General features: G+C 53.0%; 28 protein-coding genes. 7 read left to right on the top strand and 21 right to left on the bottom strand.

Features of this window, described 5'->3' with window-relative positions; all coding sequences use genetic code 11:
• Positions 1 to 178 precede the first annotated feature (178 nt).
• Positions 179 to 1,057 carry a TylF/MycF/NovP-related O-methyltransferase gene (locus LK536_RS38450; protein WP_227795581.1) on the top strand — a complete coding sequence of 293 codons (879 nt, stop codon included), beginning with the start codon at positions 179 to 181 and terminating at the stop codon, positions 1,055 to 1,057.
• A 20-nt stretch (positions 1,058 to 1,077) separates the two neighbouring features.
• The gene (locus LK536_RS38445; protein WP_120056257.1) at positions 1,078 to 1,410 is read left to right on the top strand and encodes a hypothetical protein; all 333 of its coding nucleotides are present in this window, start codon (positions 1,078 to 1,080) and stop codon (positions 1,408 to 1,410) included.
• Here LK536_RS38445 and LK536_RS38440 read toward each other — a convergent pair.
• The 4 genes from LK536_RS38440 to LK536_RS38425 all read right to left on the bottom strand — a co-directional run bounded on the left by LK536_RS38440 (position 1,403) and on the right by LK536_RS38425 (position 7,217).
• A complete protein-coding gene (locus LK536_RS38440) occupies positions 1,403 to 1,855 on the bottom strand; it encodes a leucine-rich repeat protein (protein WP_162158548.1) in 453 nt (150 codons plus the stop codon). The two genes, LK536_RS38445 and LK536_RS38440, sit on opposite strands and share 8 nt — an antisense overlap.
• 112 nt (positions 1,856 to 1,967) lie before the next feature.
• Complete coding sequence (locus LK536_RS38435; RefSeq protein ID WP_227795553.1) at positions 1,968 to 4,409, bottom strand: FAD-dependent oxidoreductase; 2,442 nt, start codon at positions 4,407 to 4,409, stop codon at positions 1,968 to 1,970.
• Positions 4,410 to 4,423: 14 nt separating this feature from the next.
• Positions 4,424 to 6,700, bottom strand: coding sequence for a xanthine dehydrogenase family protein molybdopterin-binding subunit (locus tag LK536_RS38430; RefSeq protein ID WP_008717828.1), 2,277 nt, complete (start codon positions 6,698 to 6,700; stop codon positions 4,424 to 4,426).
• 1 nt (position 6,701) lies between these two features.
• Entirely contained in the window at positions 6,702 to 7,217 is a 516-nt protein-coding gene (locus LK536_RS38425) for a (2Fe-2S)-binding protein (RefSeq protein ID WP_008717830.1), read from the bottom strand.
• A gap of 268 nt (positions 7,218 to 7,485) precedes the next feature.
• On the opposite strand from LK536_RS38425, the gene LK536_RS38420 reads away from it, so the two are divergent.
• Together LK536_RS38420 and LK536_RS38415 are read left to right on the top strand one after the other, a co-directional pair.
• Positions 7,486 to 8,373 (top strand): TylF/MycF/NovP-related O-methyltransferase, encoded by an 888-nt coding sequence (locus LK536_RS38420; protein ID WP_227795554.1) that lies wholly within the window; start codon positions 7,486 to 7,488, stop codon positions 8,371 to 8,373.
• 440 nt (positions 8,374 to 8,813) lie between these two features.
• Positions 8,814 to 9,341 (top strand): hypothetical protein, encoded by a 528-nt coding sequence (locus tag LK536_RS38415; protein ID WP_008717838.1) that lies wholly within the window; start codon positions 8,814 to 8,816, stop codon positions 9,339 to 9,341.
• Positions 9,342 to 9,616: 275 nt separating this feature from the next.
• Here LK536_RS38415 and LK536_RS38410 read toward each other — a convergent pair whose 3' ends face one another.
• Positions 9,617 to 9,859, bottom strand: a complete 243-nt coding sequence (locus LK536_RS38410; protein ID WP_130789893.1) for a hypothetical protein — start codon at positions 9,857 to 9,859, stop codon at positions 9,617 to 9,619.
• Between the two features lie 191 nt (positions 9,860 to 10,050).
• On the opposite strand from LK536_RS38410, the gene LK536_RS38405 reads away from it, so the two are divergent.
• Positions 10,051 to 10,398: a hypothetical protein gene (locus tag LK536_RS38405; RefSeq protein WP_120056253.1), complete on the top strand. Its 348-nt coding sequence runs from the start codon at positions 10,051 to 10,053 to the stop codon at positions 10,396 to 10,398.
• Between the two features lie 200 nt (positions 10,399 to 10,598).
• Here the strand turns inward: LK536_RS38405 and LK536_RS38400 are convergent, their stop codons facing one another.
• From LK536_RS38400 to LK536_RS38365, 8 genes are all read right to left on the bottom strand, one after another.
• Positions 10,599 to 11,627 carry an immunity protein Imm33 domain-containing protein gene (locus LK536_RS38400; protein ID WP_227795555.1) on the bottom strand — a complete coding sequence of 343 codons (1,029 nt, stop codon included), beginning with the start codon at positions 11,625 to 11,627 and terminating at the stop codon, positions 10,599 to 10,601.
• 69 nt (positions 11,628 to 11,696) lie between these two features.
• A complete protein-coding gene (locus tag LK536_RS38395) occupies positions 11,697 to 11,972 on the bottom strand; it encodes a hypothetical protein (protein ID WP_040379741.1) in 276 nt (91 codons plus the stop codon).
• 181 nt (positions 11,973 to 12,153) lie between these two features.
• Positions 12,154 to 14,517, bottom strand: a complete 2,364-nt coding sequence (locus LK536_RS38390) for a xanthine dehydrogenase family protein molybdopterin-binding subunit (RefSeq protein ID WP_025486543.1) — start codon at positions 14,515 to 14,517, stop codon at positions 12,154 to 12,156.
• A complete protein-coding gene (locus tag LK536_RS38385; protein ID WP_008717848.1) occupies positions 14,510 to 15,001 on the bottom strand; it encodes a (2Fe-2S)-binding protein in 492 nt (163 codons plus the stop codon). The genes LK536_RS38390 and LK536_RS38385 overlap by 8 nt, the downstream gene beginning before the upstream one ends.
• Positions 15,002 to 15,013: 12 nt before the next feature.
• Positions 15,014 to 15,880, bottom strand: a complete 867-nt coding sequence (locus tag LK536_RS38380) for an FAD binding domain-containing protein (RefSeq protein WP_120056249.1) — start codon at positions 15,878 to 15,880, stop codon at positions 15,014 to 15,016.
• A 140-nt stretch (positions 15,881 to 16,020) separates the two neighbouring features.
• Positions 16,021 to 16,194: a PF20097 family protein gene (locus LK536_RS38375; RefSeq protein WP_227795556.1), complete on the bottom strand. Its 174-nt coding sequence runs from the start codon at positions 16,192 to 16,194 to the stop codon at positions 16,021 to 16,023.
• Between the two features lie 126 nt (positions 16,195 to 16,320).
• Positions 16,321 to 17,013, bottom strand: a complete 693-nt coding sequence (locus LK536_RS38370; RefSeq protein ID WP_120056247.1) for a YoaK family protein — start codon at positions 17,011 to 17,013, stop codon at positions 16,321 to 16,323.
• A gap of 241 nt (positions 17,014 to 17,254) precedes the next feature.
• Entirely contained in the window at positions 17,255 to 17,758 is a 504-nt protein-coding gene (locus LK536_RS38365) for a CarD family transcriptional regulator (RefSeq protein ID WP_120056245.1), read from the bottom strand.
• A gap of 290 nt (positions 17,759 to 18,048) precedes the next feature.
• Between LK536_RS38365 and LK536_RS38360 the strand changes: the two genes are divergently transcribed.
• On the top strand, positions 18,049 to 18,591 hold the full coding sequence (locus tag LK536_RS38360; RefSeq protein ID WP_025486541.1) for a hypothetical protein: 543 nt from the start codon (positions 18,049 to 18,051) through the stop codon (positions 18,589 to 18,591).
• Here LK536_RS38360 and LK536_RS38355 read toward each other — a convergent pair.
• On the bottom strand, positions 18,588 to 18,842 hold the full coding sequence (locus LK536_RS38355) for a hypothetical protein (RefSeq protein ID WP_227795557.1): 255 nt from the start codon (positions 18,840 to 18,842) through the stop codon (positions 18,588 to 18,590). The two genes, LK536_RS38360 and LK536_RS38355, sit on opposite strands and share 4 nt — an antisense overlap.
• A 182-nt stretch (positions 18,843 to 19,024) precedes the next feature.
• Here LK536_RS38355 and LK536_RS38350 point away from each other — a divergent pair, with 182 nt between their 5' ends.
• Positions 19,025 to 19,315 carry a DUF2325 domain-containing protein gene (locus LK536_RS38350; protein ID WP_008717862.1) on the top strand — a complete coding sequence of 97 codons (291 nt, stop codon included), beginning with the start codon at positions 19,025 to 19,027 and terminating at the stop codon, positions 19,313 to 19,315.
• 31 nt (positions 19,316 to 19,346) lie between these two features.
• Here LK536_RS38350 and LK536_RS38345 read toward each other — a convergent pair whose 3' ends face one another.
• The 7 genes from LK536_RS38345 to yedE all read right to left on the bottom strand — a co-directional run bounded on the left by LK536_RS38345 (position 19,347) and on the right by yedE (position 25,124).
• On the bottom strand, positions 19,347 to 20,513 hold the full coding sequence (locus LK536_RS38345; RefSeq protein WP_120056239.1) for an aminotransferase class V-fold PLP-dependent enzyme: 1,167 nt from the start codon (positions 20,511 to 20,513) through the stop codon (positions 19,347 to 19,349).
• A 28-nt stretch (positions 20,514 to 20,541) separates the two neighbouring features.
• Entirely contained in the window at positions 20,542 to 21,372 is an 831-nt protein-coding gene (gene yqeB, locus LK536_RS38340) for a selenium-dependent molybdenum cofactor biosynthesis protein YqeB (protein ID WP_008717864.1), read from the bottom strand.
• A gap of 61 nt (positions 21,373 to 21,433) precedes the next feature.
• Positions 21,434 to 22,165, bottom strand: coding sequence for a sulfurtransferase-like selenium metabolism protein YedF (gene yedF, locus LK536_RS38335; protein ID WP_130789898.1), 732 nt, complete (start codon positions 22,163 to 22,165; stop codon positions 21,434 to 21,436).
• Between the two features lie 33 nt (positions 22,166 to 22,198).
• A complete protein-coding gene (selD, locus tag LK536_RS38330; RefSeq protein WP_130789899.1) occupies positions 22,199 to 23,272 on the bottom strand; it encodes a selenide, water dikinase SelD in 1,074 nt (357 codons plus the stop codon).
• Positions 23,239 to 23,616, bottom strand: coding sequence for a winged helix-turn-helix domain-containing protein (locus LK536_RS38325; protein WP_025486536.1), 378 nt, complete (start codon positions 23,614 to 23,616; stop codon positions 23,239 to 23,241). Before LK536_RS38325 ends, selD begins: the two co-directional genes overlap by 34 nt.
• A 212-nt stretch (positions 23,617 to 23,828) precedes the next feature.
• Entirely contained in the window at positions 23,829 to 24,047 is a 219-nt protein-coding gene (locus tag LK536_RS38320) for a sulfurtransferase TusA family protein (protein WP_227795558.1), read from the bottom strand.
• A 24-nt stretch (positions 24,048 to 24,071) separates the two neighbouring features.
• Positions 24,072 to 25,124 carry a YedE family putative selenium transporter gene (yedE, locus tag LK536_RS38315; protein WP_227795559.1) on the bottom strand — a complete coding sequence of 351 codons (1,053 nt, stop codon included), beginning with the start codon at positions 25,122 to 25,124 and terminating at the stop codon, positions 24,072 to 24,074.
• Between the last annotated feature and the right edge of the window lie 63 nt (positions 25,125 to 25,187).

Raw genomic sequence — 25,187 nt, 5'->3', positions numbered from 1 at the left:
CCTTAACTCTTAACAAGATTATAACACTGTTATGTTTTTAACGACCAGTAGTATATGCTACATTATAGCAGATTTTTACACTTGTTGAAAGTGATAAGATTGTAGTATTGCCAACTTCCCTGAATCCGGTTATTATGATATAAGTAGGTATATTGGGAGGGGTCTTAATTTGAAAACAGTGATTATATTAGGCGCAGGACAGTTCGGGCGTGCCGTGTCCAGGCTGCTGAATACAGAACAGATGGATTTGATTGCATTCGGGGACAACAATCCTGCCCTTCACCATATGGGGGAGGAGGACAGGATCAGGATGGGATTCCCGCCCCGCGTCCCCATCCTCCCGGTGGACCAGGCGGTAGCCATGTCCCCAGACTGTATCCTTACAGGCATCACCGATGGATACAGGACCAGGCAGCTGAAGGAGCAGGCCCTGTCCCTTGGTTTCCGCGGGGAGTTCCTCCTTCTCGAGGAGCTTTACCGCTGCTTTGATATACGCAGCGCTACCTTAAAGCAGATGGCCAGACGGTTACATCAGCAGGACATTCCCGGGCAGATTGCCGAACTTGGCGTCTATAAGGGTGATACGGCCTGGAAACTCAATGCCCTGTTTCCTGACAGGAGGCTGTACCTGTTTGACACCTTTGAGGGGTTCGATCCAAGGGATATACAAAAAGAAGAGGAATATGGATGTTCCTTTGCAAAGAAAGGGGATTTTTCCGATACAAGTGAAGCAGCGGTCTTAAACCGGCTGCCGTTTCCCGGACGCGCGGTGATACGTAAGGGGTATTTCCCGGAGACCGCGTCCGGGCTGGATCATGAAACCTATGCCCTGGTAAGCCTGGACGCAGACCTTTACGCGCCGCTTCTGGCGGGCCTCCAATACTTTTATCCCAGACTTTCCCCCGGAGGCATGATACTGATGCATGATTATAACAATGAACGGTTCCAGGGCGCGGCACAGGCGGTGGCTGATTATGAAAAGGATGATCAGCGGCTTTCCCTGGTCCCGTTGTGCGACCTGCATGGCAGCGCTGTAATCATGAAGCCTGCGGTATAGGGAAAAAGGGGGCGTACCACATGAATAACCAGGATTTCAGACAGCATTTCATCAATACCTGTGAGCTGCTGGGCATAAAGGATTACCAGCACCGCATTTATACCGTACGTCCTGTCATGGAGCCGGGTAAGACCTACTCTTCTTCCGATGATATGATGCGCCTCCTCTTTCTCCCCAGGCAGAGGACCTGTACCTTTAACCAGGTCCTGCACCTGTTCACGTGGAAAGAGGGGTTTTATCCAGTCTGGATAAAGGCAGCCTGCAGCGGGAACGATATCACGCTGGATACCAGCCTGCGCATAAGAAAAGCCGGGGCCATGGACGACGGCCGGTTCTATCCTTTTATCACCTGATATACACCAGGTCCACAATATGCTCATTGGAGTGGGACTTGTCCCACCCATCCTTTTTTTTCATCTCCAGGATGGCCTTATCTGTAAATGAACCCTCCACGCATCGGATCTGGGGGTAATACTCCTTCGTCTCCACCACATGGGTGAATCCGAAATTGCTCTCCAGCTTCTTAACCAGCGCGCCCTCCTCCAGTTCTTCCACACTTTCAGGCACTTCAATATACTCCAGGTCCACACATCCGTTAACCGCGTATTTCCCAATGCGCTTCAGCCCCTGGGGCAGTTTCAGCCCGGTCAGTTTTTTATTCTGGTAAAAGGCCTGGGCGCCGATTCCAACCGTTCCCTCCGGCACCTCAATCCTGCCTTCACAGTTTCTTCCGCTCTTTACAACCCCATTTTCAATCACTAATCCGGATTGCGTGGTTCCGGTAAATAATCCTTCCATATGCATACCTCACTTTCCAACTTCCATCCTCCTGCCGCAGCAGGCTACAAAGAGGGATTTTCCAAAACAGCGGAAAAATCCCTCTTTTAAATCCTATTTTACAGATACGCGCCTAATCCCCGCTCCTGGCCTTCAGGATTGCATTTCTCATCAGGTCCTTCATCATGAACAGCTTATATTCATTCTTTCCCATGGGCCGCGCATCCCTGACAGCCAGTTCTGCCGCAGCTTCCGCCACCTCTTCCGTTATGGTCCTTCCTTTGAGGAATTCCTCCACATGGGTCATACGGTATGGCACGGGAGCCACGCCGCCGTATACCAGCCTGACGCCCTGGATGACATCATCCGTTACATCCAGGCAGGAGGCCAGGGAGACAATGGCAAAATCAATGGCATCCCTTACACGCTTCTTGTCATAATGCATCCGGCCCTTTAACCGTGGCACACGGATTTCCTTTATCAGCTCACCTGGGTTCAGGATGTCCTGGACCGTCAGTTCCCTGGTCAGCAGTTCCTCCGCAGACAGGGTGCGCTCCGTGGTAACGATCTCAGCCTCTGCCATCACCAGCACAGGGCTTATATCGGACGGGGAAACAGCGTAACAGCCGCAGTTCATGCAGCGCCCAGCCTCTGCCATGGCAGTCCCGCGGTCAAAGGAGGCAGCATCCTCTTTTACCAGGCTCCGCTCCTCCAGGGGAAGCTCCTGCAGCTTGTTGGATATCCCTGTCCCCACGGATTTGGGATCAAAGTGGAGGAATGAATTACTGCCGGTTCCTGCACCACTGCACCGTGAACGGCTGCCTTCCTCACTGCCGCACGGTACCCCGCCGCACGCCGGGCCGTCCTCCTCAGAACCGCCCAAATCCCGGTTCATCCCTGCGGCGGCAACACGGCCCGCCTGAATGGCCCGGATGGCAATATCCGGCCCCGTGACAGCGTCCCCTCCGGCATAGATTCCTTCCTTCTTTGTCTTAAAGGACTCCGTATCCGCATCAATCAGTCCTCTGGCGGATTGGAGCTGTTCCCCGAACCGCTCTCCCAGGAAACTTAAATCCACCCTCTGTCCTGTTGCCAGGATGATGGTGTCCGCATCCATGACCATCCGGTCTTCCTCGTCATATACGGGTGAGAAACGGTGTTCACCGTTAAACACGGACAGGCATTTCTTAGCTTCCAGGCCAGTCACCTTCCCGCTGCCGTCCGTCACGATGCGGCCCAGTCCCCAGCCGTTATAAAGCTTTACGCCCTCTTCTTTTGCCCTGGCAATCTCTTCTGAAGCAGCTGGCATTTCATGTTCCTGTTCCAGGCATACCAGTTTCACCTCTTCTGCCCCCAGACGTGAGGCAGTCAGGGCCACGTCCATGGCCACATTGCCTCCGCCGCACACCAGCACCTGGCTGCCCATGGATTTCTCCAGATATGTATTGACCTCCACCAGGAAGTTAAGGCCGAACTGGGTCAGGTTCTCCCCCTCAAGTCCCAGCACCGGCTGTTTCCACGCGCCGGTCCCCATATAAAGGCTGTCGGATTCCTGCTGTATCTCTTCCACCGTGATATCCTTCCCCACGCAGACACCCAGCCGGAACTCCACGCCCATATGCGCAAGGGCATCCACATAGGCGTCCACAATATCCTTTGGCAGGCGGTAATGGGGGATTCCGTAGCGCAGCACCCCTCCTGCCTTTTCCATGCGGTCGTATACAACCACCCTGTGTCCGGCTTTCCTCAGATAATAGGCCGCAGCCAGTCCGCCGGGACCCGCGCCGATGATGGCCGCCTTCCTGCCGCTCTCCTTTTCCGGCGCGGTATAGTATTCCTCTGCGTGCTCCAGGATATAATCGCCCAGGGACCGCTCCACCCCATGGACATTGACGCTGTCCCCGTAGGTACACTGGTTGCAGTCATCCTGGCACAGGTGGGGGCAGATGCGTGAGGTCATCATTGGCATGGGATTATAGCGCAGGATGATCCTGGCCGCCCCGTCCCAGTCCCCTTCCCTGAGCCTTTCCATGTACCCCGGCACATCCGTCCCTGCCGGGCATGACCTTGCACACGGCGAACCGTGGCAGTCCATGCCGCCGAACACGGAATGGTAACGGTTCTCACCGTTAATGGCATAACAGGTCTTTCCTCCCTTGCGCTTACAGTCCAGAGCCTTCCCCACGGAATCCGGATAACGGTAATACCAGCACCGCACATCCTGGCAGATGTTGCCGCCAATGGTCCCAATGGAGCGGATCAGGGGGGATGCAACGGAATACGCCGCCTCCGCAAGGGCCGGACATGCCTCTTTTACAGCCTGTTCCTCAGCAATCCGGTTCAGCCTGCAGCCAGCCCCGATCTTAAGGCAGTCCTCCTGCGCTTCAAGGACGTCAAACCCCGGAATCTTCTTCAGGTTGATTACGGTTTCAGGATATGTCTTTAAGATACCGTCTTTATAGACGCCCAGCAGGTCCGAGCCTCCGGCCATGGCCTGGGCCGCGCCCTTTGAATCTTTTAACATCCTGCCCGCTTCCTCGAAGCTGGCAGCATTTACATGATTAAACTGTTTCATGGTCCATTCCCCCTCTATTCAATCTTTCCCATGGCTTTTAACACAACGGCCGGCGTGGTGGGATACTCCTTCACTTCCGCACCGATGGCATTGGACACAGCCATCAGGATGGCTGAAGGTGCGGGCGAACCGCTGATTTCACCGAATCCCAGTGCATGGAAGGATTCCGTATCAAACTGGCTCTCCAGTATCACGGTGTCAAAGGGCGGGAACTCATTGAAGGTGCGCCATTTATAATCAATCATATTACCGCTGACAAACCGTCCCAGCTTTTTATCCATGACCATCTCTTCAAACAGGGCCGTGTCAGCCCCTGCAGCGCCAAAGGAGCCTTCTGCCTGCATCCGCACATTGACCGGGTCAATGATCTGGCCCACATCCGTTCCCTCCAGGGCGCGGAGCAGCCTGACCTCCCCTGTCTCAAGGTTCACCTCCACCTCTGCAAAATACAGGGCGAAGTTGGGCTTGTCAAAGTTCTGCTGGTAAAGCCCCATTCCGGTGATGGTCATCTCAGGTGTGCCGGTAATGGCAATCCAGGGAAGGCGCATCTGCGGATTCTTCTTCGGGAATACCAGGAAGTCCTCCGTATCCAGTTCTTCCGCATCCATGTGCAGCTTCTCAGATGCCAGCGTAAGTAGCTTCTTTTTGGCATCATTGGCAGCCCGGACCGCACAGGTGCCCATGGTGATGGTTCCCCTGGAACCGATCATGCCTGCATCGTATCCCGTCCCATGGGTATCGGAGTTCACCAGCTGGACGCCGTCAAAGGGAACCTTCATGACCTCCGCCACCATTTTCTGGATGGCATGGCGCTGGGCGCCTCCTGTTTCACCGATACACATTTCCACGGTCACGCTCCCAAAGGGATGGAGCTTTACAAACCCTTCCGTGGGGTCTTCGCCGATGTCCGCATTGCCGTGTACACCCACGCCCACGCCGATGGCCCGCTTTCCGTCCTCACTGACCCAGGTTGGGACCTCCCAGCCCTTCCATTTGTCCTTCCAGCCAAAGCTGGCCGCGGATTCCTCAAATGCAGCCGTAAAGTCCACGGAGCGCACTTCCCACCACTTATAGTCACGCCAGATATAGGAGTCCCCGGCTTTTACGAAATTCTTCTTAAATACCTCATAGGGATCCATCCCGGCTGCCCGGATTGCCGTGCAAACAAGGGGAATCAGCGCGCCTTTCAACTCCTGCCCGCCAAATCCCCGTATGGGCGCCTGGGAGCTGTGGTTGGTGGCAATCAGCATGGTATCCAGGTCCCAGTTCTTACATTTGCCGCAGAATGCCTGGGCCTCCCCCAGCCCCACGGCCGTCATGGCCTGGGCGTAAGTGGAGGACATGCCGGAATCAATGTACCACATGCCCTGGATGGAATTGATGATGCCGTCCTGCGTGATTCCCACCTTGCCGCGGATACGGCTGCCCTGACGCAGTTCATAGGACAGCATGTGGTCCGTGCGGTCCATCATCAGCTTCACGGCCCGGCCCGTCTCGCGGGCCAGGGCGATGGCCTGGAGGGCCAGATGGGGAATCAGCTGCTTGCTTCCGTAGGAACCGCCGGAGTGGCATGCAATCACGCGCACCGCCACGCCGGGTATGGATGCCTCTGTGTTGAACTTCTGGAGATGGGGCGCGCCGCCGTTGTAATAAAGGGTCACTGCGCTGGGGCTGGTCCACTGGGCAATCACGCCCGGTGATTCCGGCGGCAGCGGATGGGGCAGCTTGTCGTAGCAGTAGTATCCTTCCGCCACGTATGCTGCTTCCTCAAACCCTTTTTCCACGTCCCCCACATGGATCTGATTAAAAGGCTCCTCGGAAAAAGGCGTTACCTTGGGCAGCACATTGCCCGGAAATTCATCATAAAGCTGAGGCGCACCAGGCTTGATGGCCTCCTCGCAGTCCAGCACAAAGGGCAGTTCCACATACTCCACTTCAATCAGCCTGCATGCCTCGTCCGCTGCCTCCAGTGTCTCAGCCGCCACCAGTGCCACACTGTCCCCGGTAAAGCGGACACGCCGGTCCAGGACCCGTCTGTGCTGCGGCAGCCCGCATTTCCAGTCAGGGGCGTCCTTATAGGTCAGTACTGCCTTGACTCCGGGCAGGGCTTTTGCTTTCTCCACGTTGATATCCGCAATATCTGCGTGGGGATAAGGACTTCTCAATACCCTGGCAATGAGCATTCCCGGAATCCGCACATCGTCTATGAACTGGCGGCGGCCGGATATCAGATCCCTGCCGTCCGCCCGTGTTACATGTTTTCCTATGTATCTGTAATTGCTGCCGCCCATACTATACCTCCCCCTTTGCCCTGATGTCCTTCATCCGTCCAATGGCATCCTCAATGGCAATCATGACCTGATAATGGCTGATGCACCTGCAGTAATTGCCTGACAGGGCTTCCTTTATGTCCTCCCTGGTTGGGTCCGGCTTTTTGTCAAGCAGGGCCTTGGCCGACATGACGATTCCCGGCGTGCAGAACCCGCACTGAAATGCCGAATTGTCCACAAAGGCCTTCTGCAGGATGCTCAATTCCCCTGTTGCCTGGTCTTCCAGCCCCTCGATGGTGGTCACCGCAGCCCCGTCACAGTCAGCGGTCAGGATCATGCAGGACGCAACCGGGTCGCCATTTAAGATAACCGTACAATTGCCGCAGGCCCCGTGGTCGCATCCTATCTTGGTCCCCGTCAGGTCCAGCCTGTCCCTGAGGGTATGGACCAGCGTCTCGGACGGCTTTACACAGCCCTCTGCGTCACCGATGATGAATGTCCGCATTACCCCATTAATCTGAATTGAAACTTTGTCCATTGTTACCTCCTGTATCTTTTATTTCCGGACGTACCCTCCGGCATTTTCCCCTGTTACCGTCATGCCGGACCTTCCTGTGGCGCCGGATTGCATATACCGTGCTGGTTCCATCATACCATCCGGCACCGGAATTATTAAGTATGCCAGGCCACAGATGGAATCCTGGCAACAAATGTAATCTGGCATCAGGTGTAACCTGTACTACTTGTTCTTTTCCACTGTCCCGTCTACACTATTGTTAAATAGATGACAAAGGGGTGCGGGCTATATGAAAACAGTTGTAATTCTTAGCGCCGACAGTCTGGGGATGGCTGTTGCGGAAATGCTGAATCCGATGGAAATGAAGCTGGTGGGTATGGGGGATTTAAGGGCTGAGGCCTGGAACGTGTTCTCTGATTTGGAAAAAGGGGAACTGAAGGAAGAAATCGAGGGCATGCCTGTGATGCCCGTTGACCTGGCCGTGGGGCTTCAGCCGGACATCCTTGTCATAGCCACCACGGACGCGGAGAGAAGCCATGCACTGGAATACATGGCAATCCGGGCCGGATTCCTCAACGACATTGTATTCATAAGGGATATCCATGAGCAGTTCTCCATCCGCTGCAGCGTCCTGCGCCGCCTGTGCCGCCGTCTTGACGGCCTGGGAGTGGAGGGAAATGTGGCGGAGCTGGGATGTTACAGGGGGGATACCTCCTGGCAGCTCAATGCCCTGATGCCGGAACGCAGGCTTTACCTGTTCGATACCTTTGAGGGCTTTGATCCCAGGGACGTGGCAAAGGAGCTGGAACTGGGATGTTCCGAAGCAGAACCCGGCCGTTTTGGGGGTGCGGATGAAAAGAAGCTTCTGGAACGCATGCCCTTCCCGGACAATGTAACCGTCAAAAAAGGATGGTTCCCGGAAACTGCGTTTGATATGGAGGAAGAGACATTTGCCCTTGTCTATATGGATGCCTGCCTCTATAACCCAACCCTGTCCGGGCTGGAATTCTTCTTTCCCCGCATGGGGAGGGGAGGCGTGATCCTGCTGACAGGATGTGATGACATGAAATACCGCGGCGTTGCAAAGGCCGTGGAGGATCTGGAAACAAAGTACGGCGCCCTGCTGATGCTGCCTGTGGGTGACCTGGAAGGCACGGTCATGATCGTGCGCCCTTGATTGCATATACCAATGATTACATATACCAATATGGGGCATCCGCTGTCCATGCAGGACAGCTGCATCGGTCCGGCCGTCACCAGAATGGAAATAACCGGCACAAGCCACGGCTGCAAAACAAAAGTTCCTGCGTTCTCCTGGTTTTAAAGCCGCCGGCTTGTGGATGGGAAAGGGCTGTATCTGGCCCGCCGCCGCAGGGCATGGAAACATGCCGCATAAAAAAGCGCCTTGTATGTATTGGGGAATACGTAAAAGCGCCTTGGGGGGAGGGATGAAAAGGTAACGTTTTCGGGGCTGTAAGTATAAGACCGGTATCTTCCGCGCCACAGAAGCACATGCGGGCAGGTACCGGTCATCCAACCCTGGTTGTAAAGAAATTGATTGGCATGTACCCATGTTCATGCCAGGCTTTGTATGAAAGACCAGAAAGGACAAATTATATGAACTTTTACAAAAATCATTTTGGTATGATTATTTCGTCTGTTGTAGCCATATGCATCTCCTTAATCATGGCAACCTCTGCCATCTTTGTTGACAAACTTACGTTCACGGTGCCTTTGCTTGTGAAGAACTGGGGAACCGCCTTTCTTGTGATTTCGCTGACAGGCATGATATTCCCGCTGACCGACTGGTCCTTTGCCCTTGGAAGGAAGCTGGGGCTGAAGCCGGAAACCCTGCCCCATGTGCTTCTGGAGAATTTTGTGGCCACCTTGTTTTTTAACACCACCGCAACCATTGTCCTTACCGCGGTAAACGTGTTTAACAATCCGGAGATAGAAGGGGCTGTGGCAGCCGGATTCCTGCCAAGCACCTCCGCTGTATTTGTAAACGGCGTGATTCATGACTGGCCCATCATGTTCGTCATAAGCTACATATTTGCATTCTTTGTGACCAAGGCCGCCATTAAGATTGCAAAATCATCGGTGGGTGAATTAAAATCACCCCATTCACCTCAGAACCAGTTCTGATGCATGCCCTGGAATAGGATCCGCTGGTTTGTATTCTTCCGGGGTTTTGAATATGTATACAGCGAAAAGCCGTGACGATTCCAGGTCACGGCTTTTTGCTTTTACAGTGTATCCTGCCTTCAGTATAACTATTTGCCGCTTCATCCGGCACACCCATAAGTTTCATCCCGTTTTCAGTGCATACATACATTTGGTGATAAACAATGCAAAGACCATTATTTACCCAAAAGCCATCGCAGCAATCCATCGCATTAAAGTACATCATATATTGAGGTTTACAATACCCGGGAAATCAGGTTATATGCTGTAACCGCATAAAGCAGGACCGTCATTACACCAAGACAGACCGCCTCCCCTTTTGAACCTTTATCATAACTTTCTTTTGCATTCACTATCATTGACAATCCCAAAAATACAAACATTATTGGCGTGGAAATATCAAATGACACCAGCCTCAGCAAACCAACCGCAGCAAAAAGTATCGTTAATACTGAAAATATGGCCTTCCACTTACGCATCTCTTTTCCTCCTGGCAGTATATGTTATCTTAATTGTAAAATAACCGGATTGGGAAAGATAGTATCTGAATCCTTAATATTTACTGCATTCCTGTTGATGGTTGATGGATTCTATTGTATTCTGTATTTAACAAACCGGAACAGCCTCCGGAGGTGCCTCATAAAATAAAACGGTTAAGGAGAAATTAAATATGCCATTTGCAGAAACATGTATCTATCAGGTTAAGCCCCAGAAGGTGGATGAATTTGAATCATTAATGCTGGAAATCCAGGATTTTCTAAAGAAACAGGAGGGATTACTCCTGCTGCGGCTGGTTAAGAGAGGATACCATATAGACCTGGAACAGATCAGGGAAGGTCTGCCTCCCAAAGAAATCACCCGCATCATCAAAAGCGTCAAGTATGTGCTTTACTGGGAATTTGATACAAAGGAAAGTTATGGAACTGCCCAGAAAAATCTTTATGACAGCCACTGGAAGTCCATTGAGAGATGCCTGGTAATGCCCCATGATAAGTACTTGGGTGAAGTATTATTCTGACAGCAGGATCTAATCCAACGCTGTCCAATTACGTTTACATGGCGCCTTGCGGCTCATTTCCACCGTAACAGCATCCGTACCCGCAGAATGTCCCATATAAAGGATTTCCAGGTAAATGCAAAAGACCTTCAGCCGTAAACAAAACAACCGAAGGTCTTTTCCCTTCCCCCTGCCTGGGGAAAAATATGATGTACCATTATTCAGCGTTCACGCTCCCACTGGCCCTTGCTGTTGCGGCCAAATGCGCTCCCGCCCCCTGCCTCCACATACCCAAGTATGTAAGGATACAGGTTGCATACGGTATTCAGGGACCAGATGGATGCATGTCCGGGATTATTTACATATTCATCCGTCTCATCGCCTGCAAAAAAACGCCAGCCCGTGTCCGGCCACTTGTCGCTGGTATCCTCATCCCGGTACATATATCCGATGGCCCTTCCCTCTTCAATCTGCTTTGACACAATGCAGCCGCCGTTATGGGGAAGCAGCTGGACCCATTCCCTCTCATCCGGCACATACCAGGCATTCCTGTACCACGCCCCGCCTTCTTCCAGAAGATGGCGTACAAGGTTTGCATTGATGTCCAGGAAGGACAGCATATCCTCCTCATTGTTTTCCGGGACAAAATAAACAGCCCCGCAGATACAGCTTATGGCATATTCCTTGAAACTGTGGTAAAACACCTGCGCCTTGGCTATCTGATAATCGAATATCCCAAAAAACTCCTCTTCCGTTATCATGCCGCACGCAAATGCCTTCCGCCCCAGTCCAATCCGCTCATTGATATCCCATGCATAGAATCCCCGTTCCTCCAGGTAGGGACGGAACATGGAGGCACGGTCAATCCGCTCTTCAAAGGCCATCCTGCCCTCTTCCCCCAGCTCCTTAAGGTCAAACAGCGGCGCGCCGCACCAGAAGGTCATGAACTGCTCATACTCCTTGCCCGATGTATACTGCTTCATGCAGGCCTCCTCCAGGCTTTCCCTGTCATGGATGCCGTAAAGCCGGAACAGGTGGGCCTTCAGTTCCTCTGCATCCTTATCATCCTGACACCTGTAGAGATTTTCATATCCCATGTGTACCGGGATTCCCGGCGCCTTACGGCATGTGGCGATGCCGCTTAAGAGCAGGGCAAATTCCTTCCTGTCCGTGACCCGGGGCTGCTGCGGTTCAGGCATTGCCTGTATTTCCGTTAAGACGGCCCTGAGGGCTTGTGCTATCTTATCCATCTGACTGCCTCCTGTATTTGATAGGGACAGTATAACATATACATGCATTTACATCCAGATGGAAATCCTTTATCCCATCACGGCCTTCCCCGCATACCCGCATTCCCCTGTAATCCCCTGGTACCGGCAGGTGCTGCACTCCGTGATATACCCCACATACTTATCGGTTTCAATATAAGCCCCGCACAGGCCCTGATGGCGGGCATATACCTGAAGGCACATATCCGCTACAAAATTACAGGCAGTGGCTTTGCCGCCACAGTATTTACAGACATAATCCCCGCAGGCCCTTTCCTCTGCCTCCATACCGTTTGGAAGACGCATTTTCTTTAACTGACGGCCCATATGCCATGGCCTCCTTTCCATTGATGACGCCGGGTTGCCTCCGGCCCTATGACTAAGCGCTGCCCGGCTTAAATCCGCCGCCCGGCGCCCGGTATCTGAAAGAAGGCGGCAAGGAGCCGCCTTCCTGGTTATTTATCTGGTTATTTATCTGGTTTCTTATCCAGTTGCTTATGGGAGCCGGCTACTTGGAATTCCTGTCATCCTTCATGCCATGGAGCGCTCTCCAGATATGCTCCGGATCCAGAGGCAGTTCCGTGAAGTATACGCCGGTTGCCATATTAACCGCGTTGGCAATGGCCGGAGCCACCGGAGCCGCGGAGCCTTCGCCAGCTTCCTTTGCGCCCAGGGGGCCTTCCTCATCCGGTGCAAAGTCGTAGAAAGTACGCATCTTAGGCATGTCAAGGGCGGTTGGCAGACGGTAGTCGCGGAAGTTGGGGTTCAGTATCTTACCTTCCTTGGTCACATTGTGCTCATAGACCGCATATCCAAGGCCCATCCCGATGGAGCCTTCTAACTGTCCTTCCACAGCCCTCTTATTCAGGGCGCGGCCGCAGTCATGGGCGAATACGAATTCATCAATATCCAGCACGCCTGTCTCCTCATCCACGGTCAGATGGGCTGCCCCGGTGGAGAAGCTGTAGGCCGGCGCATAGTTGGTGGTGTTATTTCCATTGTACTGGGAGTTGTCGGTGCGGTGATAATAGGAGCCCACGCCAATCAGCTCATCCCCGCCCTTGACGGTCATGTACTTGAACATGGCATCCCCAATGGGCATCTGGAATTCTGCATTCTCCTTGCTGATTACCTTTCCGTCCAGGCACTCTAAGGTTTCAGGCATGACGCCCCACATGGGGGCAATGACCTCAAACAGCTGGCGCTTGGCGTCCACGGCAGCGCGGCGGGCAGCATTGCCTGCCAGGAAGGTCACGCGGCTTCCGTAAGAACCGGAATCCCAGGGCGTAAGGAAGGTGTCGGACATGAAGGTCTTCACCATATCCATGGGAAGCCCCAGTTCCTCAGCCACAATGGCGGTCATGACCGTATCGGAACCCTGGCCGATGTCATGGGAACCAATGTACAGGGTGGCCATGCCCCTCTTGTTCATGCGCAGGGTCACGCAGGCAGAACTCTGGTTGGGAGCTTCCAGCACTGCAAATCCGGTTCCGGATACAAACCCGGTTCCTGCAAAGCCGATGCCCTCTCCCTTCTTCATCTTATCCTTTTTCTCATACCAACCGATTTCCTTTGCAGCCGTATCCAGGGTTTCCTTGTACGCGCAGCTGGTGATTGCCAGGCCAGCAGGAGCCACGTAGCCCGGGTCAGCCGCGCTGATCTTGCGGAATTCCACCGGGTCCATGCCCAGCTGGTCAGCCGCGAACTGCATGTTCAGGTCATGTGCAAAATGCACCTGGCAGGCAGTATATCCCCTCATGGCCCCGGCGGACGGGTTATTGGTGTACACGCGCCTTGCCAGGAAATCCACGGAATTCATCTTATACGGGAAGTTGGCCCACAATGTGGACTGGGCGCACGCCGCAACACCGGAACCGCCGTAAGGACCGCCGTCCAGCACGTGATAGCATTTCTTGGCAAGGAGCCTGCCGTCCGCCCCAAAGGCAGTGTCAATGTGCATGTAAATCGGATGACGGTTACGGGTGGTCTGGAATACTTCCTCACGTGACAGGATCATGCGCACCGGGCGCCCTGTCAGCTCCGACATCTTGGCGGCGCAGAGTCCAAAGGAATAGGAATCCAGCTTGCCGCCGAATCCGCCGCCCACCAGGGGTTTGATCACCCGCACCTGGTTCTCGCCCACGCCCAGGCAGCGCGCATACCAGAACTGGTCCACAAATGACATCTGCGTGGACATCCAGATGGTATAGGTGCCGTTCCTGTAGGTGGCCACCGCGCCGTGAGGTTCCATTGCCGCATGGACCATACGGTGGGTCTTATAATCCCTGTGCTGCACATAGGATGCCTGGTCAAATTCCTGGTCAATATCCGTTCCCGCCTTCATCACGGACTGCATGCCGATATTGTGGATGCCCTTGCCCTCCCAGTTAACCTCGGGCGCATCCTCTTCCATGGCCTCAAAGGGGTCGAACACACCGGGAAGCACCTCATACTCCACCTTAATCAGGTCAACGGCCCTCTGGGCTGTCTCCTCGTCCACAGCCGCCACCGCTGCGATGTCATCGCCTACCTGGCGCACTTTTTCAGAGCACAGCACTTCCTTGTCCGCGAACTCGGCCGCGAATTCCCCGTTTCCGACAAAGGACTTCCACTCAAAATCCCTGGCTGTCAGTATGCATTTTACGCCTGGAAGCTTCTCAGCCTCACTGGTGTCAATGGAAATGATCCTGGCGGAGGCATAAGGGCTTCTGACCATTTTACCGGTAAGCATGTCGGGGAACATGATATCGCCAACATACTGGCCGTGTCCTGTCACCTTATCCTCAGCGTCAATCCTGACGTAATTGTTCTCACCGGTCAGGCGGTAAAACTCCGGTTTCTTAAAATAATGTTTGTCACAGTCTTTATGCATTCTCTGATTCCTCCTCCCAGTCCATCTCTGCGGCGGCTGCCTGGATTGCCTCCACGATCTTGGCATAGCCGGTACACCTGCACAGGTTGCCCTCAATGGCTTCCCTGATTTCCAGTTCCGTCGGATGCTTATTCACATCCAGCAGCGCCTTGGCTGACATGATCATGCCCGGGGTACAGTAACCGCACTGCATGGCCCATTTCTCTATGAACTGCTTCTGGATTGGGTGGAGCATCCCTTCCTTTGCAACGCCCTCCACGGTCAGCACCTCGTGGCCGTCGCATTCCACTGCCAGGGTACAGCAGGAATTGACCGGCTTACCGTCCAGCAGCACGGTACATGCGCCGCATTCGCCTTCCTCACACCCCTTTTTTGTCCCGGTTAAGAACAGCTGGTCGCGGAGGAAATCCAGAAGTGTCAGGTTATCTTTTACAATTGCATCAATGGGGTCTCCGTTGATGATTAAATTTATGCTATGTTTCATATCCCCGTCCTCCTATAAACTTTCCATTGCCTGTTTGATGGCACGTTTTGTAAACACACGGATCATATCCTTCCGGTATTCTGCTGACGCACGGATATCGGAGATAGGATGACAGGAATCCATGGCTTCCTCGGATGCCTTAACAATGGTTTCATCCGTAAGGGCCTTGCCGATAAGGGCCTGTTCTGCCTTGGGGGCGCGGATCGGGGTCGCGGCAACTGCGCCCAGGGCGATCCTGGCGTCCGTACAGATGCCGTCTTCTACTTTAATCTTGACTGCAACACCGATGATGGCCAGGTCCATTGCCTTTCTCACCGCATGCTTTATGTAGGCGGCGCCCTCGTTTTCAGCCAGCGGCGGGATGATGATGCCGGTTACGATTTCCCCTGGCTCCAGGGATGTCTTCTTGACGCCCAGGAAAAAGTCCTGGATTTTGATGACCCGGTCCTTGTTCGGGCCCTGTACCAGGATTTTTGCGTCCTGTGCCAGCAGATTGGGGGCAGTGTCACAGGATGGGGATGCATTGCAGATATTCCCTGCCATGGTGCCCTTGGTCCTGATCTGGGTGGATGCAACCACCTTGGCCGCATGGGCAATGGCCGGGTTCTTCTCTTTTACAAGGGGCGAGGTCTCAATGGTGCGCAGGGTTGTCAGCGCGCCGATTTTCAGGCCTTCCTTCTCATCATATTCCAGATAGTCCATGTCCGGAATCTTCTTTAAATCAATGATATACTCCGGCGAAATCACCTTATCCTTCATTGGCGGGATCAGGTCCGTGGCGCCGGCCATGACTTTTGCCGTGCTGCCAAGCTCAAGGAGCAGATTGCACGCCTCCCCAATGGTCTTAGGAGCCAGATACTCAAATTGAGGTAATACCATTTACGTTTTCCTCCTTATATTTCCTTCGTTTTGACTGTTAATTGTTACGTTCTCCTTATGTATCTGATTGTAGAAGGAAATGGGGGAACTTGCCAGAAGTGTATATCACAGATGTTACAATTGCTACAGGTATTATTTTTTTACACTTTCTTTTCCCTGTAAAATTCAATATAGCCGCAGTCCCTGCAAACATAGGCAATAGTGGGGCCCAGAGGTTTATCCGGGTCCGGGACATGGTCCAGTTCATCCACCCATACCAGATGAGTCCGGATATGGTTTATCTCCATGGTTCCATTACATTTCGGACAATTCATCAATTTTTCTCCTCCTTTATGTAACTTTTTACTTGTCCAGTATACACCAAAAAGAGAGAGGCGTGAATACCCCCTCTCCCCATTTAGCTGTATGGGTTACATATCAGTCATAACCCGGTATATTATTTAAAGCCCTTCTTTCTTCTCAATATCCTCCCGCACGAACATGATGAGGAAGCTTGCCAGAAGGAGAATGCAGCTGAGCCAGATGGTCTTTTCCCCCATAAGGGATGTGGACACGCTTCCCATCACCGCACCCACTGCAAATATTAGGATGACCCCATAATACCGCGCGCACCTGCCCAGACATTCCCTGTCCTTTGTATGGCGGAACCGGTACAGCTGTTCCGTGGCGCTGCGCAGGTTTCCGATGCACATGGTGGATGCATAAGGACTTCCTTTAATCTTACGGAAGGCATCGACCTGCAGTGCACAGACAAATGACACCATGATGTTGGCAGCCATATTCATGGACTGGGGCATGAATCCAACTGCAAACAGCAGCAGGATCTCAATGGCCACCACCATCTGCCTCCAGTGAAGTCTCCCATCCCGCTGGTGAAGCCGCCTGATGTGTTCTGCCATATACACACCCGCTGCAAATGCGGCAACCGGCCCAAAATACCGCAGGGCCACGCCCCACTGGCCGGAAGCCAGGTAGCTTCCCATCAGCACGATGTTGCCTGTCTGGGCATTGGCAAACACCTTTCCACGGCAGTAATATGTATAAGCATCCTGAAATCCGCCTGACAGGGTCAAAAAAATACCCGTTGACACAGCCTCTGACATCTGTCCACGGGTATATATATGTTTCTCCATCTCTCATGCCGCCTTTCTCAAGTTAATGATGATATCTTTCCAACTCAAGATTGTATCACAGCTGAGACTAAATGAAAATAGTAAATTAACAGTACAGTGCACCGGTGTCTGCGCATGGCAGTAATTGGTGCCGCATGGCAATAATGGTGCCGCATGGCAGTGATGGTGCAGCATGGCAGTGATGGTGCCGCATGGCAGTAATGGTGCCGCCCGGCGTGAATATATCAGGCGGCACTCAATCTTATTGGCAGGGCAGTCCGGTGTGGCCTTCGATATACTCCGGCACTTCCTCCGGATAAATATCAAGCGCGGCCGCCAGTTCCCCGAACAAAAGCCTTCTTGCAGCCTTTGCCCCGTCCTTTTCCCGGACAGACAGAATCCTTCCTTTGCCCTTGCGGGACTGTTCCATTCTGGATATCTCCTTAATCATGGATGCCAGTTCCAGACAGTCTCCTGACTGGATAGCCTCCTTATAGGCCTGGGGCCGCTCCCTGTCATTGGCATACTCCTTGCACTCCACATCCGGCCATGCCTTAACAAAACGCTCGGCATCCTTCCGGCTCATGATGCCCCTCATCATAACCTTGTCGCTATCCACCGGAATACAGATGGTCGTGTCTTTTTCGTATCTTGGCACCAGATAATAATACAGTCTGTCATTATCTGAAAAGTCTGTCCTGGAGATTTTCTCTACCTGACATACACCTACCGTTCCATAGAGTATGAATTCACCTTTTTTGAACAATTTCCCACCTTTCTGAACACATTATGTTCAAGCGTTTACCGGGTATTTATCTATTATAGCACATTTTTCATATTATGTAAACCCAGCCTGTCCCACTCCACGGCATACGCATGAATATGAGATTGCAACGGAATACAGTGTGCGGTTAATTGACAGGAGCAGGCAAGGGGAGGATGACGACAGTTTTTAGGATCAGAAGGCCATGATTGGGGATTTTAGTGTCATATCATTCTATACAACCATGCCAACTCTGATTATAATAAACAAATAAAAACAAAGGAGTGTGTGACATGCCATTATTACTATTTATCTGTATCATTGTACTGGTTGCCCTTTTGGTCGTCAAAAGCAAACAGGCGTCCCAAAAGAAAAATGCTGCCAAAATCAAGGCAAAGGAGGAGTCGTTCTGGGATATGGTCCGTAAAAATGTAACAGGCATCATTCCAGAAACAGCCGGCCTTGATTTTGTACTCGCCGCAGGTACCAAGGACGTCAAGGCTTCGTTAAACGGATACAGACGGCTGCAGACAGGTTATGATGAACTGCCCGTTTATATCATTGCCTATGGCGGGGATGAGATGTATCTCACATCCGTAAAATGCCCTTCTGCCAGGTTCATGAATCCGGATGCTTCCTTCATCCTGCACATGACAACCCAAAACGTAGAAAAAATCGATGCAGGGAACCGTAAGGCAGCCATTTATTTAAAAAATAAACAGTTTATCGCCATGTCTGTTGAATCCCGCATCATTTCCGGAATTGAGCAGCCGGAAGAAAGCAGGAAATTCCATGAATATCTAAAGGCCTTCATCGAGAAGGTGAATCATGATTAAAATATAGGGACGAATGGTATTACTAAAAGATAAAAATCCCATGTCATTTTGTGGACTACCCGTTGTCTAAAGCCGATGGGTAGTTCACTGCGGCTGAACCCTCCAGTCCCATCATTGGAATCCCACTTCAGACACACGTCCAGATTGCAATGGGAAATTTTTCCCATAACCTTCCTAACCGTCATGGCCTTCACAACCTTGTTAATTGGCTGAAGAAACCCAGATTTTCCGTATATTTTGTTAAAATCCATCCGGCCTCCGCGCTATTTGAAAAACTTTCTCAAATAAATGGCTGGACAATTCCCCCGCCTTCCTGTATGATACTTTTATAGTTAGTCAATACTAACCATAAATAGAAACAGTAAAGATACCTGCAGCTAAAAAACCATATAGCAGCCACAACAATCTGAATCACGGACAAGGAGGATTTCACATGAGTGTTGTCATCATCGGAGGCCATGACCGCATGGTAAGCCAGTACAAAAAAATCTGCAAGAACTACAACTGCAAAGCAAAGGTATTTACCCAGATGAGCGCAAGCCTGGACAAACAGATCGGCCGTCCCGACCTGCTGGTGCTGTTCACCAACACGGTCTCACATAAAATGATACGCTGCGCCCTGGACGAGGTGGGGAATGGTACGGAAATCGTGCGCTGCCACACCAGCAGCGGCACAGCCCTCACGGAAATCCTGGAAGAAAAATGTTCTGTCTGTGCCGTTTGATACATCTGCCGGTTGAAAATCCATTCCCGCGTCAGTAAGCCCTGAGGGCAGCAGCGGCCAGATCCACTTCCTCCGCTGTGTTAAAATGGGAAAAGCTGAACCTTACAGCCCCCTGTTCCCTGGTTCCTAGGGCTTCATGCATCAGAGGCGCGCAGTGCCCGCCTGAGCGGGTATAAATCCCATGCTCCTGTGCCAGGTAATCACTGACCTCACCCGAGTCTTCATCCCCCAGGTTCAGGGCCACGATGGCAGCCCTCTCCTGCTGTTCAAAATCCCCATATATACATACCCCGGGAATGGCGCTTACCTGGTCATGAAAACGGCGCATCAATGCCAGTTCCCTATCCCTTATGGTTCCATCGCCCTGCTCCCTGATATAGAGCAGCGCTGCCCTGAGTCCGGCCAGTCCGTGGGCATTGAGGGTGCCTGCCTCCAATGCAGTGGGCATGGAAACGGGATGGGTTTTGGAGTAGGTCATGATGCCGCTTCCGCCCGACAGCAGGGGGCGCACCCGGATTCCTTTCCTGACGCATATCCCCCCGGTCCCCTGAGGCCCCATCAGCCCCTTATGCCCTGTAAAACACAGGATGTCTATATTATCCCGTTCCATATCAATGGAAAACACCCCCGCTGTCTGGGATGCGTCCACCAGGAACAGGGCGCCCGCCTCCCGGCACCAGCCCCCAATCCTCCTGATATCCACCAGATTGCCGGTGAGATTAGAGGCATGGGTACATACCACGGCTTTGGTTCCCGGGGTAATGGCAGCCTTCAGGGCATCGTAATCCAACGCACCCTTATGTCTTTCCTTTTCACTTCTCCCGCCCTGGTCCATTTCCCCGGTACAGCCAACTACCACCAGATCCACGCCCTGGCGCTCCATCTCATAGAGGGGCCGCAGCACGCTGTTGTGTTCCAGCGCCGTGGTCACCACCCGGTCACCCGGACCCAGCACACCTTTTATGGCAATATTCAGGCTCTCCGTGGAATTAGCCGTAAATGCAACCTGCTCCGGTCCATCCCCATGGAACAGTCCGGACAGCAGGTCCCTTGTCTCATACACGGTCCTTGCGCTGGTCAGGGCTGTCTCATAGGTACCCCTGGAACAGTTTCCCATGGTGTTAATGGCCTCTGCCACTGCCTCCGCCACTGTCTTTGGCCTGTAAAAAGAAGTAGCCGCATTATCCAGATAAATCATTGTTAACTCCCGTCATTTCCCTCAGTGTTTAATGGCCCTGCTTCATCTCCAGCATCATCAGCCCTTCCACCACGGAGCCCGCGATGCATCTGGCCTTGTCTGAAATGGTAAAGCAGTTCTCATACTCGCTCTTCCTCGGATCGATATCCGCTATCTTAAATCCCTTTACCACTGGAAAACCATCCTTTATGATTCCCCTTAAAAGTCCGGTCAGGGAGGCCTCAACCGCCACCTCCCCCTGTCCGGTCACAACCGTCCCAATCAGCTGTCCTTTTTCCACCATGTCGCCAATCATTGTCTTTCCGAGGAAAATGCCTTTGGCCGGTGAATGGATGACCCGCTCCGCCCCAACGCCGCCGATGATTCCCGGTATGCCGGTATTGGGTTCGGCGCTGCCATTGCCGATGATCCGGCCCAGGTTATGCCCTCTCATGGTCTCTATCACAAGGTCCACATCCTGACCCGCGGTAAATCCAGGCCCCAGGCCAATGGTCTTATCCGCCATGTCACGGCTGGTTCCCAGATTCCGCTTGGCCAGTATGGCATCCACCACAGCCCATGGCCTTACCTTGTCAAGGACCTGGCATTGCTCATCAATCATTACCGGGACAACCCCCTGTTCCATCATGGAACAGGCTTCCTCATAGCTGGAAACCTTGACACAGGCCACACCCTCCACCTCGGCTGACCCGTCATACACTGCTTCCGAAAATGCCACGCACCTTCGGATGGCAGATGGGAAACCTGTCTCCAATATCAGCACCGGGTACCCGCAGCGGTGAAGCCTGTGGATGGTTCCCGTTGCAATATCGCCTCCGCCCCTTACGATTACCAGCTGCTTTGTTCTGTCTGTCATCATAACAATTCATTTCCTTCCCTGAAACGCACCGCGGACAAGGATCCGCGGCAGCGCCTGACTCCTATGGACGCACCAGAAGCCTGGCTCCTGTCATGCGTTCCACAATCTCATACATATTTGTAACACTGCCCACCTTCAGCTTATCTGCCAGTCCATAGTGGTTTAAACAGGTGCCGCAGGTAAGTATTTCCACGCCCTGGGCCTCCAGATTCTTTAAATCCTCCACATTGTCCGAGCCTTCACAGGACAGATATGCGCCGCTGTTATATAAAAGTACGGTTTCCGGCAGGCTGTCCTGCTCGGTCAGGGCATATACAAACCCCTTCATGAGAAGCTTCCCAAGGGTCCCGTCCCCCTGTCCCATCAGATTTGAGGACAGGACCACCACCATGCCTTTCCTGCGGCAGTCAGGCTGGCAGACGGTATCCTGGGCATCTCTGGTATCCCCTGCATCAGAGCCGGTTCCCGTTCCTGAACCAGCCCCGTCATCCTGGCCAATTCCAGTCCCTGAAACAATTCCATCATCCGGGCCAATTCCAGCCCCTGAACCAGCCCCGTCCGTTTTTTCCGGCCCTGCTGCGCCCGCCGTTATCCTCACCTGGAATTCCCTGTCGCCGGCCTTTTCATAGGAGGACTTAAGTCCCTTATGGTCCGCCATCTTGCGCAGGTTCTGGACCGCTATCTCATTGTCAACCACCACTTCCACTACTTCCCCCGCATGACAGCGCTCCAATGCCTTCTTTGTATCGATAACAGGAAGCGGACACTGTTTGCCGCGTTCATCTAATCTCATATTTTCCTTCATCCTTTCTTCACATGTACTGTTTTATTTAACAGTAACTGCCTTTTCTTCCTTTGGCCGGATTTCCCCTACAATGGCGCAGGGCAGGCCCAGCTTCCGGATTTCCTCCAGGGCCGGGGCCGCATCCTCCCTGTCCATGGATACCAGCAGCCCTCCCGAGGTCTGGGGGTCGAAGAGGATTTCCTCCAGGGCAAAACCGCAGCCTGCAAATTCCACCTTATCCCCCACATGGTTCCGGTTGCGCTGGGCTGCGGCGGTCAGGTAGAACTCCTCCACATACGCCTCACACTCCGGTATGAAAGGAATGCTGTCCCTGTAAATCAGGGCCGAATAGCTGTCCCCCAGCATCTCGCAAAGATGTCCGAGGAAACCAAAACCAGTCACGTCCGTGCATCCATGCACCCTGTACCTGCGCACAATCTCAGAGGCATACTTGTTAAGGCTGGTCATGGATCTGACTGCCAGGTCCATGGCTGCATCCGATGCCTCACCCATCCGGGAAGCCGTGCATACGATTCCCACGCCCAGGGGCTTGGTAAGGATTAAAAGGTCGCCCTCCTTACATCCGCTGTTGGCAAATACCTTGTCCGGATGTATGGTTCCTGTTACCGAAAGGCCATACTTCACATCCGAATCAGCAATGGAATGGCCTCCTGCCAGCACTCCCCCTGCCTCCCTTACCTTCTCACTTCCTCCAAGAAGGATCTGGCCAAGGATGTTTAAATCCATGGCTTCCGGGAAACAGACAATGTTAAGGGCCGTCTTCACATCGCCTCCCATGGCATAGATATCGCTCAGCGCATTGGCCGCGGCTATCTGCCCGAATATATATGGATCCTCCACCATGGGCGGGAAAAAGTCCAGGGTCTGTACCATGGCCAGGTCATCTGTCAGCCTGTAGACAGCCGCATCATCCGAGCCTTCATACCCAATCAGGAGATTGGGGTCCTTTGTCTTGGGTATCTTCCCCAATACCTTTGCAAGGGCTCCCGGCCCCAGTTTCGCCGTGCACCCTCCGCCTCTGCAGAATACAATCTCTTCCTGTCCCACGTTCCTTCCTCCTGTCAGTTCGATGATATCTTTAATTCCTCTACCCATTCCTGTGAAAAATGCTTCTCAAACAGCCGGTCCAGCTCCTGTCTGCTCTCCTTCATGAACGCATCGTAAGCCTCCAGGAGACTGACTGCCTGGGGCGTAAGGGTGGAACCGCCTCCATCCCTTCCCCCTGTCTCCCGCTCAGTCAGCATGAAGCCCCAGGCCTTTTCCGACTCCTTTAACATCTTCCAGGCCTTGCTGTAAGCCATGTTCATGGACTGGGCAGCGCCCTGGAGGGACCCAGTTTCCTCAATCCCCCGCAGCAAAGTTGACATCCCCGGACCAAATGCCTTATTGTCAAAATACAATTTCAGTGATATGCCGTAATGAAGCTGGTTCTGATTCATTTCCTGGCCCCTCTCTTGGTTATGTTTTCAAAAGAATAACGTTTCCCAAACAAAAAAGCCACTCCGGCCATACCAAATACAATGGCTGCCACTGGCTTTTACGATTACCTGCATAAAGCTCCAAACTGCTATTCTTCCGCTGCTTTTATTATAGCAGATTCGCCTGGATATGCAAATGTTTTTTCCAGATCAGCCTTGTATGTTTTTCCAGGTCAGCCCTGTATGATGATTTCAAAATCCTTTCCTCTCATCCCAACCCTGCAGTCCCGCTTATACTCCCCTGCCAGCTTCACGATATTATCCCTGGTGTGGGCCGCATCTGCCAGCACGGCCAGGTCCTGCCCCGGATTGGCATCCATCTCATCCATCACAATCAGTACCGGCTCCGGGCAGGACAGTCCCCTTACATCAATCTCCTTAATCGCCTTCATTCCATCGCCTCCTCACTACTTATCCTATTTCCGTTTACAGCTAAAACCAATGATGAACAGCACCGCAATACATACGACGCACATGATCCTTCCGGCAGGCGTGGTACCCGTACCGCTGGAAGCCAGCCCAAAGTTATGGCAGAAGGCAGCGCCTGCAGACATCCCCAGTACATTGACGGCCGCATCCCCGGAACCTTGTCCAGCCAGGATCAGCTGCCTCAAAGGACATCCTCCTGCCAGCACCGCGGCAAAGCCGACCACGTACATTCCCGCCATGTTCCACAGCGCCTCGGTATGCGCCACTGGCTGTCCTGCAAATCCCGGTTTAAATCCTCCTGTTGCAAGGTTATAAACCGTCATCACGGCAAACAGGCCGATGATGACCGTCAGCAGGTCAAAATTCTTCATGAGGATCACATCCCTGATGCCTCCTGCAAAGCAGGTCCTTGACCGCTGTGCCGCCGCACCGAATATGAGGCCGCCTGCCAGGGATGCCGCCACAGGCGCATGCATGCTGCCAGGGCCTTCGGTACTTGCCGCAAACAGCGGCGTCAGGATGCTCAGCAGAAGCAGGACCGCCAGAATGGCAGGAAGGATATAGCCGCTTTCCTTTCTTGTATCATAGGCCCGCCCCAGGCTGAATCCCTTTTTCAGGAAAAAGCACCCTGTGGCTGCCCCCAGCACAAAACCGGCCAGACCCACATATGCGTTCCAGTCACCGGCAGCCATCCTGAGCACCATGCGCAGCGGACAGCCCAGGAATATAAGGGCGCCTGTCATGGTCACCATGCCAAGAAGGAACCGTATCATGGGCGATGAACCGGATGTGGAACGGTATTCCTTTCCCAGCAGGGATATGACAAAGGAGCCTGCCACCAGACCTGCAATCTCCGGTCTCATATATTGGACCACCCCAGCCGTGTGCAGCTTACATGCGCCTGCGATATCCCTGATAAAGCATGCGATGCAAAATGCCATGTTCCCCGGGTTTCCCATGAATGCCAGCGCGGCAGCCACCAGCCCCAATATGCCTCCCCATAGTAACAGCCCTGTTTTTGAGTTCCATTTCCCCTCCATTGTTTCATTTCCTCCATTCGTTATTTTCTAAAAAGAATAACGCTTTCAATAAATAAAACCGGT

This window comes from Clostridium pacaense (assembly GCF_020709765.2).
Lineage (GTDB): Bacteria > Bacillota > Clostridia > Lachnospirales > Lachnospiraceae > Enterocloster > Enterocloster hominis.
The sequence above is the reverse complement of the archived record's forward strand: the minus strand, read 5'-3'. Positions and strand labels throughout refer to the sequence as shown.

Excerpts from the sequence above, each read along its gene's own strand:
- LK536_RS38445 (WP_120056257.1), top strand. The coding sequence starts at position 1,078 with ATGAATAACCAGGATTTCAGACAGCATTTCATCAATACCTGTGAGCTG.
- LK536_RS38440 (WP_162158548.1), bottom strand. The coding sequence starts at position 1,855 with ATGGAAGGATTATTTACCGGAACCACGCAATCCGGATTAGTGATTGAA.
- LK536_RS38435 (WP_227795553.1), bottom strand. The coding sequence starts at position 4,409 with ATGAAACAGTTTAATCATGTAAATGCTGCCAGCTTCGAGGAAGCGGGC.
- LK536_RS38430 (WP_008717828.1), bottom strand. The coding sequence starts at position 6,700 with ATGGGCGGCAGCAATTACAGATACATAGGAAAACATGTAACACGGGCG.
- LK536_RS38425 (WP_008717830.1), bottom strand. The coding sequence starts at position 7,217 with ATGGACAAAGTTTCAATTCAGATTAATGGGGTAATGCGGACATTCATC.
- LK536_RS38420 (WP_227795554.1), top strand. The coding sequence starts at position 7,486 with ATGAAAACAGTTGTAATTCTTAGCGCCGACAGTCTGGGGATGGCTGTT.
- LK536_RS38415 (WP_008717838.1), top strand. The coding sequence starts at position 8,814 with ATGAACTTTTACAAAAATCATTTTGGTATGATTATTTCGTCTGTTGTA.
- LK536_RS38410 (WP_130789893.1), bottom strand. The coding sequence starts at position 9,859 with ATGCGTAAGTGGAAGGCCATATTTTCAGTATTAACGATACTTTTTGCT.
- LK536_RS38405 (WP_120056253.1), top strand. The coding sequence starts at position 10,051 with ATGCCATTTGCAGAAACATGTATCTATCAGGTTAAGCCCCAGAAGGTG.
- LK536_RS38400 (WP_227795555.1), bottom strand. The coding sequence starts at position 11,627 with ATGGATAAGATAGCACAAGCCCTCAGGGCCGTCTTAACGGAAATACAG.
- LK536_RS38395 (WP_040379741.1), bottom strand. The coding sequence starts at position 11,972 with ATGGGCCGTCAGTTAAAGAAAATGCGTCTTCCAAACGGTATGGAGGCA.
- LK536_RS38390 (WP_025486543.1), bottom strand. The coding sequence starts at position 14,517 with ATGCATAAAGACTGTGACAAACATTATTTTAAGAAACCGGAGTTTTAC.
- LK536_RS38385 (WP_008717848.1), bottom strand. The coding sequence starts at position 15,001 with ATGAAACATAGCATAAATTTAATCATCAACGGAGACCCCATTGATGCA.
- LK536_RS38380 (WP_120056249.1), bottom strand. The coding sequence starts at position 15,880 with ATGGTATTACCTCAATTTGAGTATCTGGCTCCTAAGACCATTGGGGAG.
- LK536_RS38375 (WP_227795556.1), bottom strand. The coding sequence starts at position 16,194 with ATGAATTGTCCGAAATGTAATGGAACCATGGAGATAAACCATATCCGG.
- LK536_RS38370 (WP_120056247.1), bottom strand. The coding sequence starts at position 17,013 with ATGGAGAAACATATATATACCCGTGGACAGATGTCAGAGGCTGTGTCA.
- LK536_RS38360 (WP_025486541.1), top strand. The coding sequence starts at position 18,049 with ATGCCATTATTACTATTTATCTGTATCATTGTACTGGTTGCCCTTTTG.
- LK536_RS38355 (WP_227795557.1), bottom strand. The coding sequence starts at position 18,842 with ATGGATTTTAACAAAATATACGGAAAATCTGGGTTTCTTCAGCCAATT.
- LK536_RS38350 (WP_008717862.1), top strand. The coding sequence starts at position 19,025 with ATGAGTGTTGTCATCATCGGAGGCCATGACCGCATGGTAAGCCAGTAC.
- LK536_RS38345 (WP_120056239.1), bottom strand. The coding sequence starts at position 20,513 with ATGATTTATCTGGATAATGCGGCTACTTCTTTTTACAGGCCAAAGACA.
- yqeB (WP_008717864.1), bottom strand. The coding sequence starts at position 21,372 with ATGATGACAGACAGAACAAAGCAGCTGGTAATCGTAAGGGGCGGAGGC.
- yedF (WP_130789898.1), bottom strand. The coding sequence starts at position 22,165 with ATGAGATTAGATGAACGCGGCAAACAGTGTCCGCTTCCTGTTATCGAT.
- selD (WP_130789899.1), bottom strand. The coding sequence starts at position 23,272 with ATGGGTAGAGGAATTAAAGATATCATCGAACTGACAGGAGGAAGGAAC.
- LK536_RS38325 (WP_025486536.1), bottom strand. The coding sequence starts at position 23,616 with ATGAATCAGAACCAGCTTCATTACGGCATATCACTGAAATTGTATTTT.
- LK536_RS38320 (WP_227795558.1), bottom strand. The coding sequence starts at position 24,047 with ATGAAGGCGATTAAGGAGATTGATGTAAGGGGACTGTCCTGCCCGGAG.
- yedE (WP_227795559.1), bottom strand. The coding sequence starts at position 25,124 with ATGGAGGGGAAATGGAACTCAAAAACAGGGCTGTTACTATGGGGAGGC.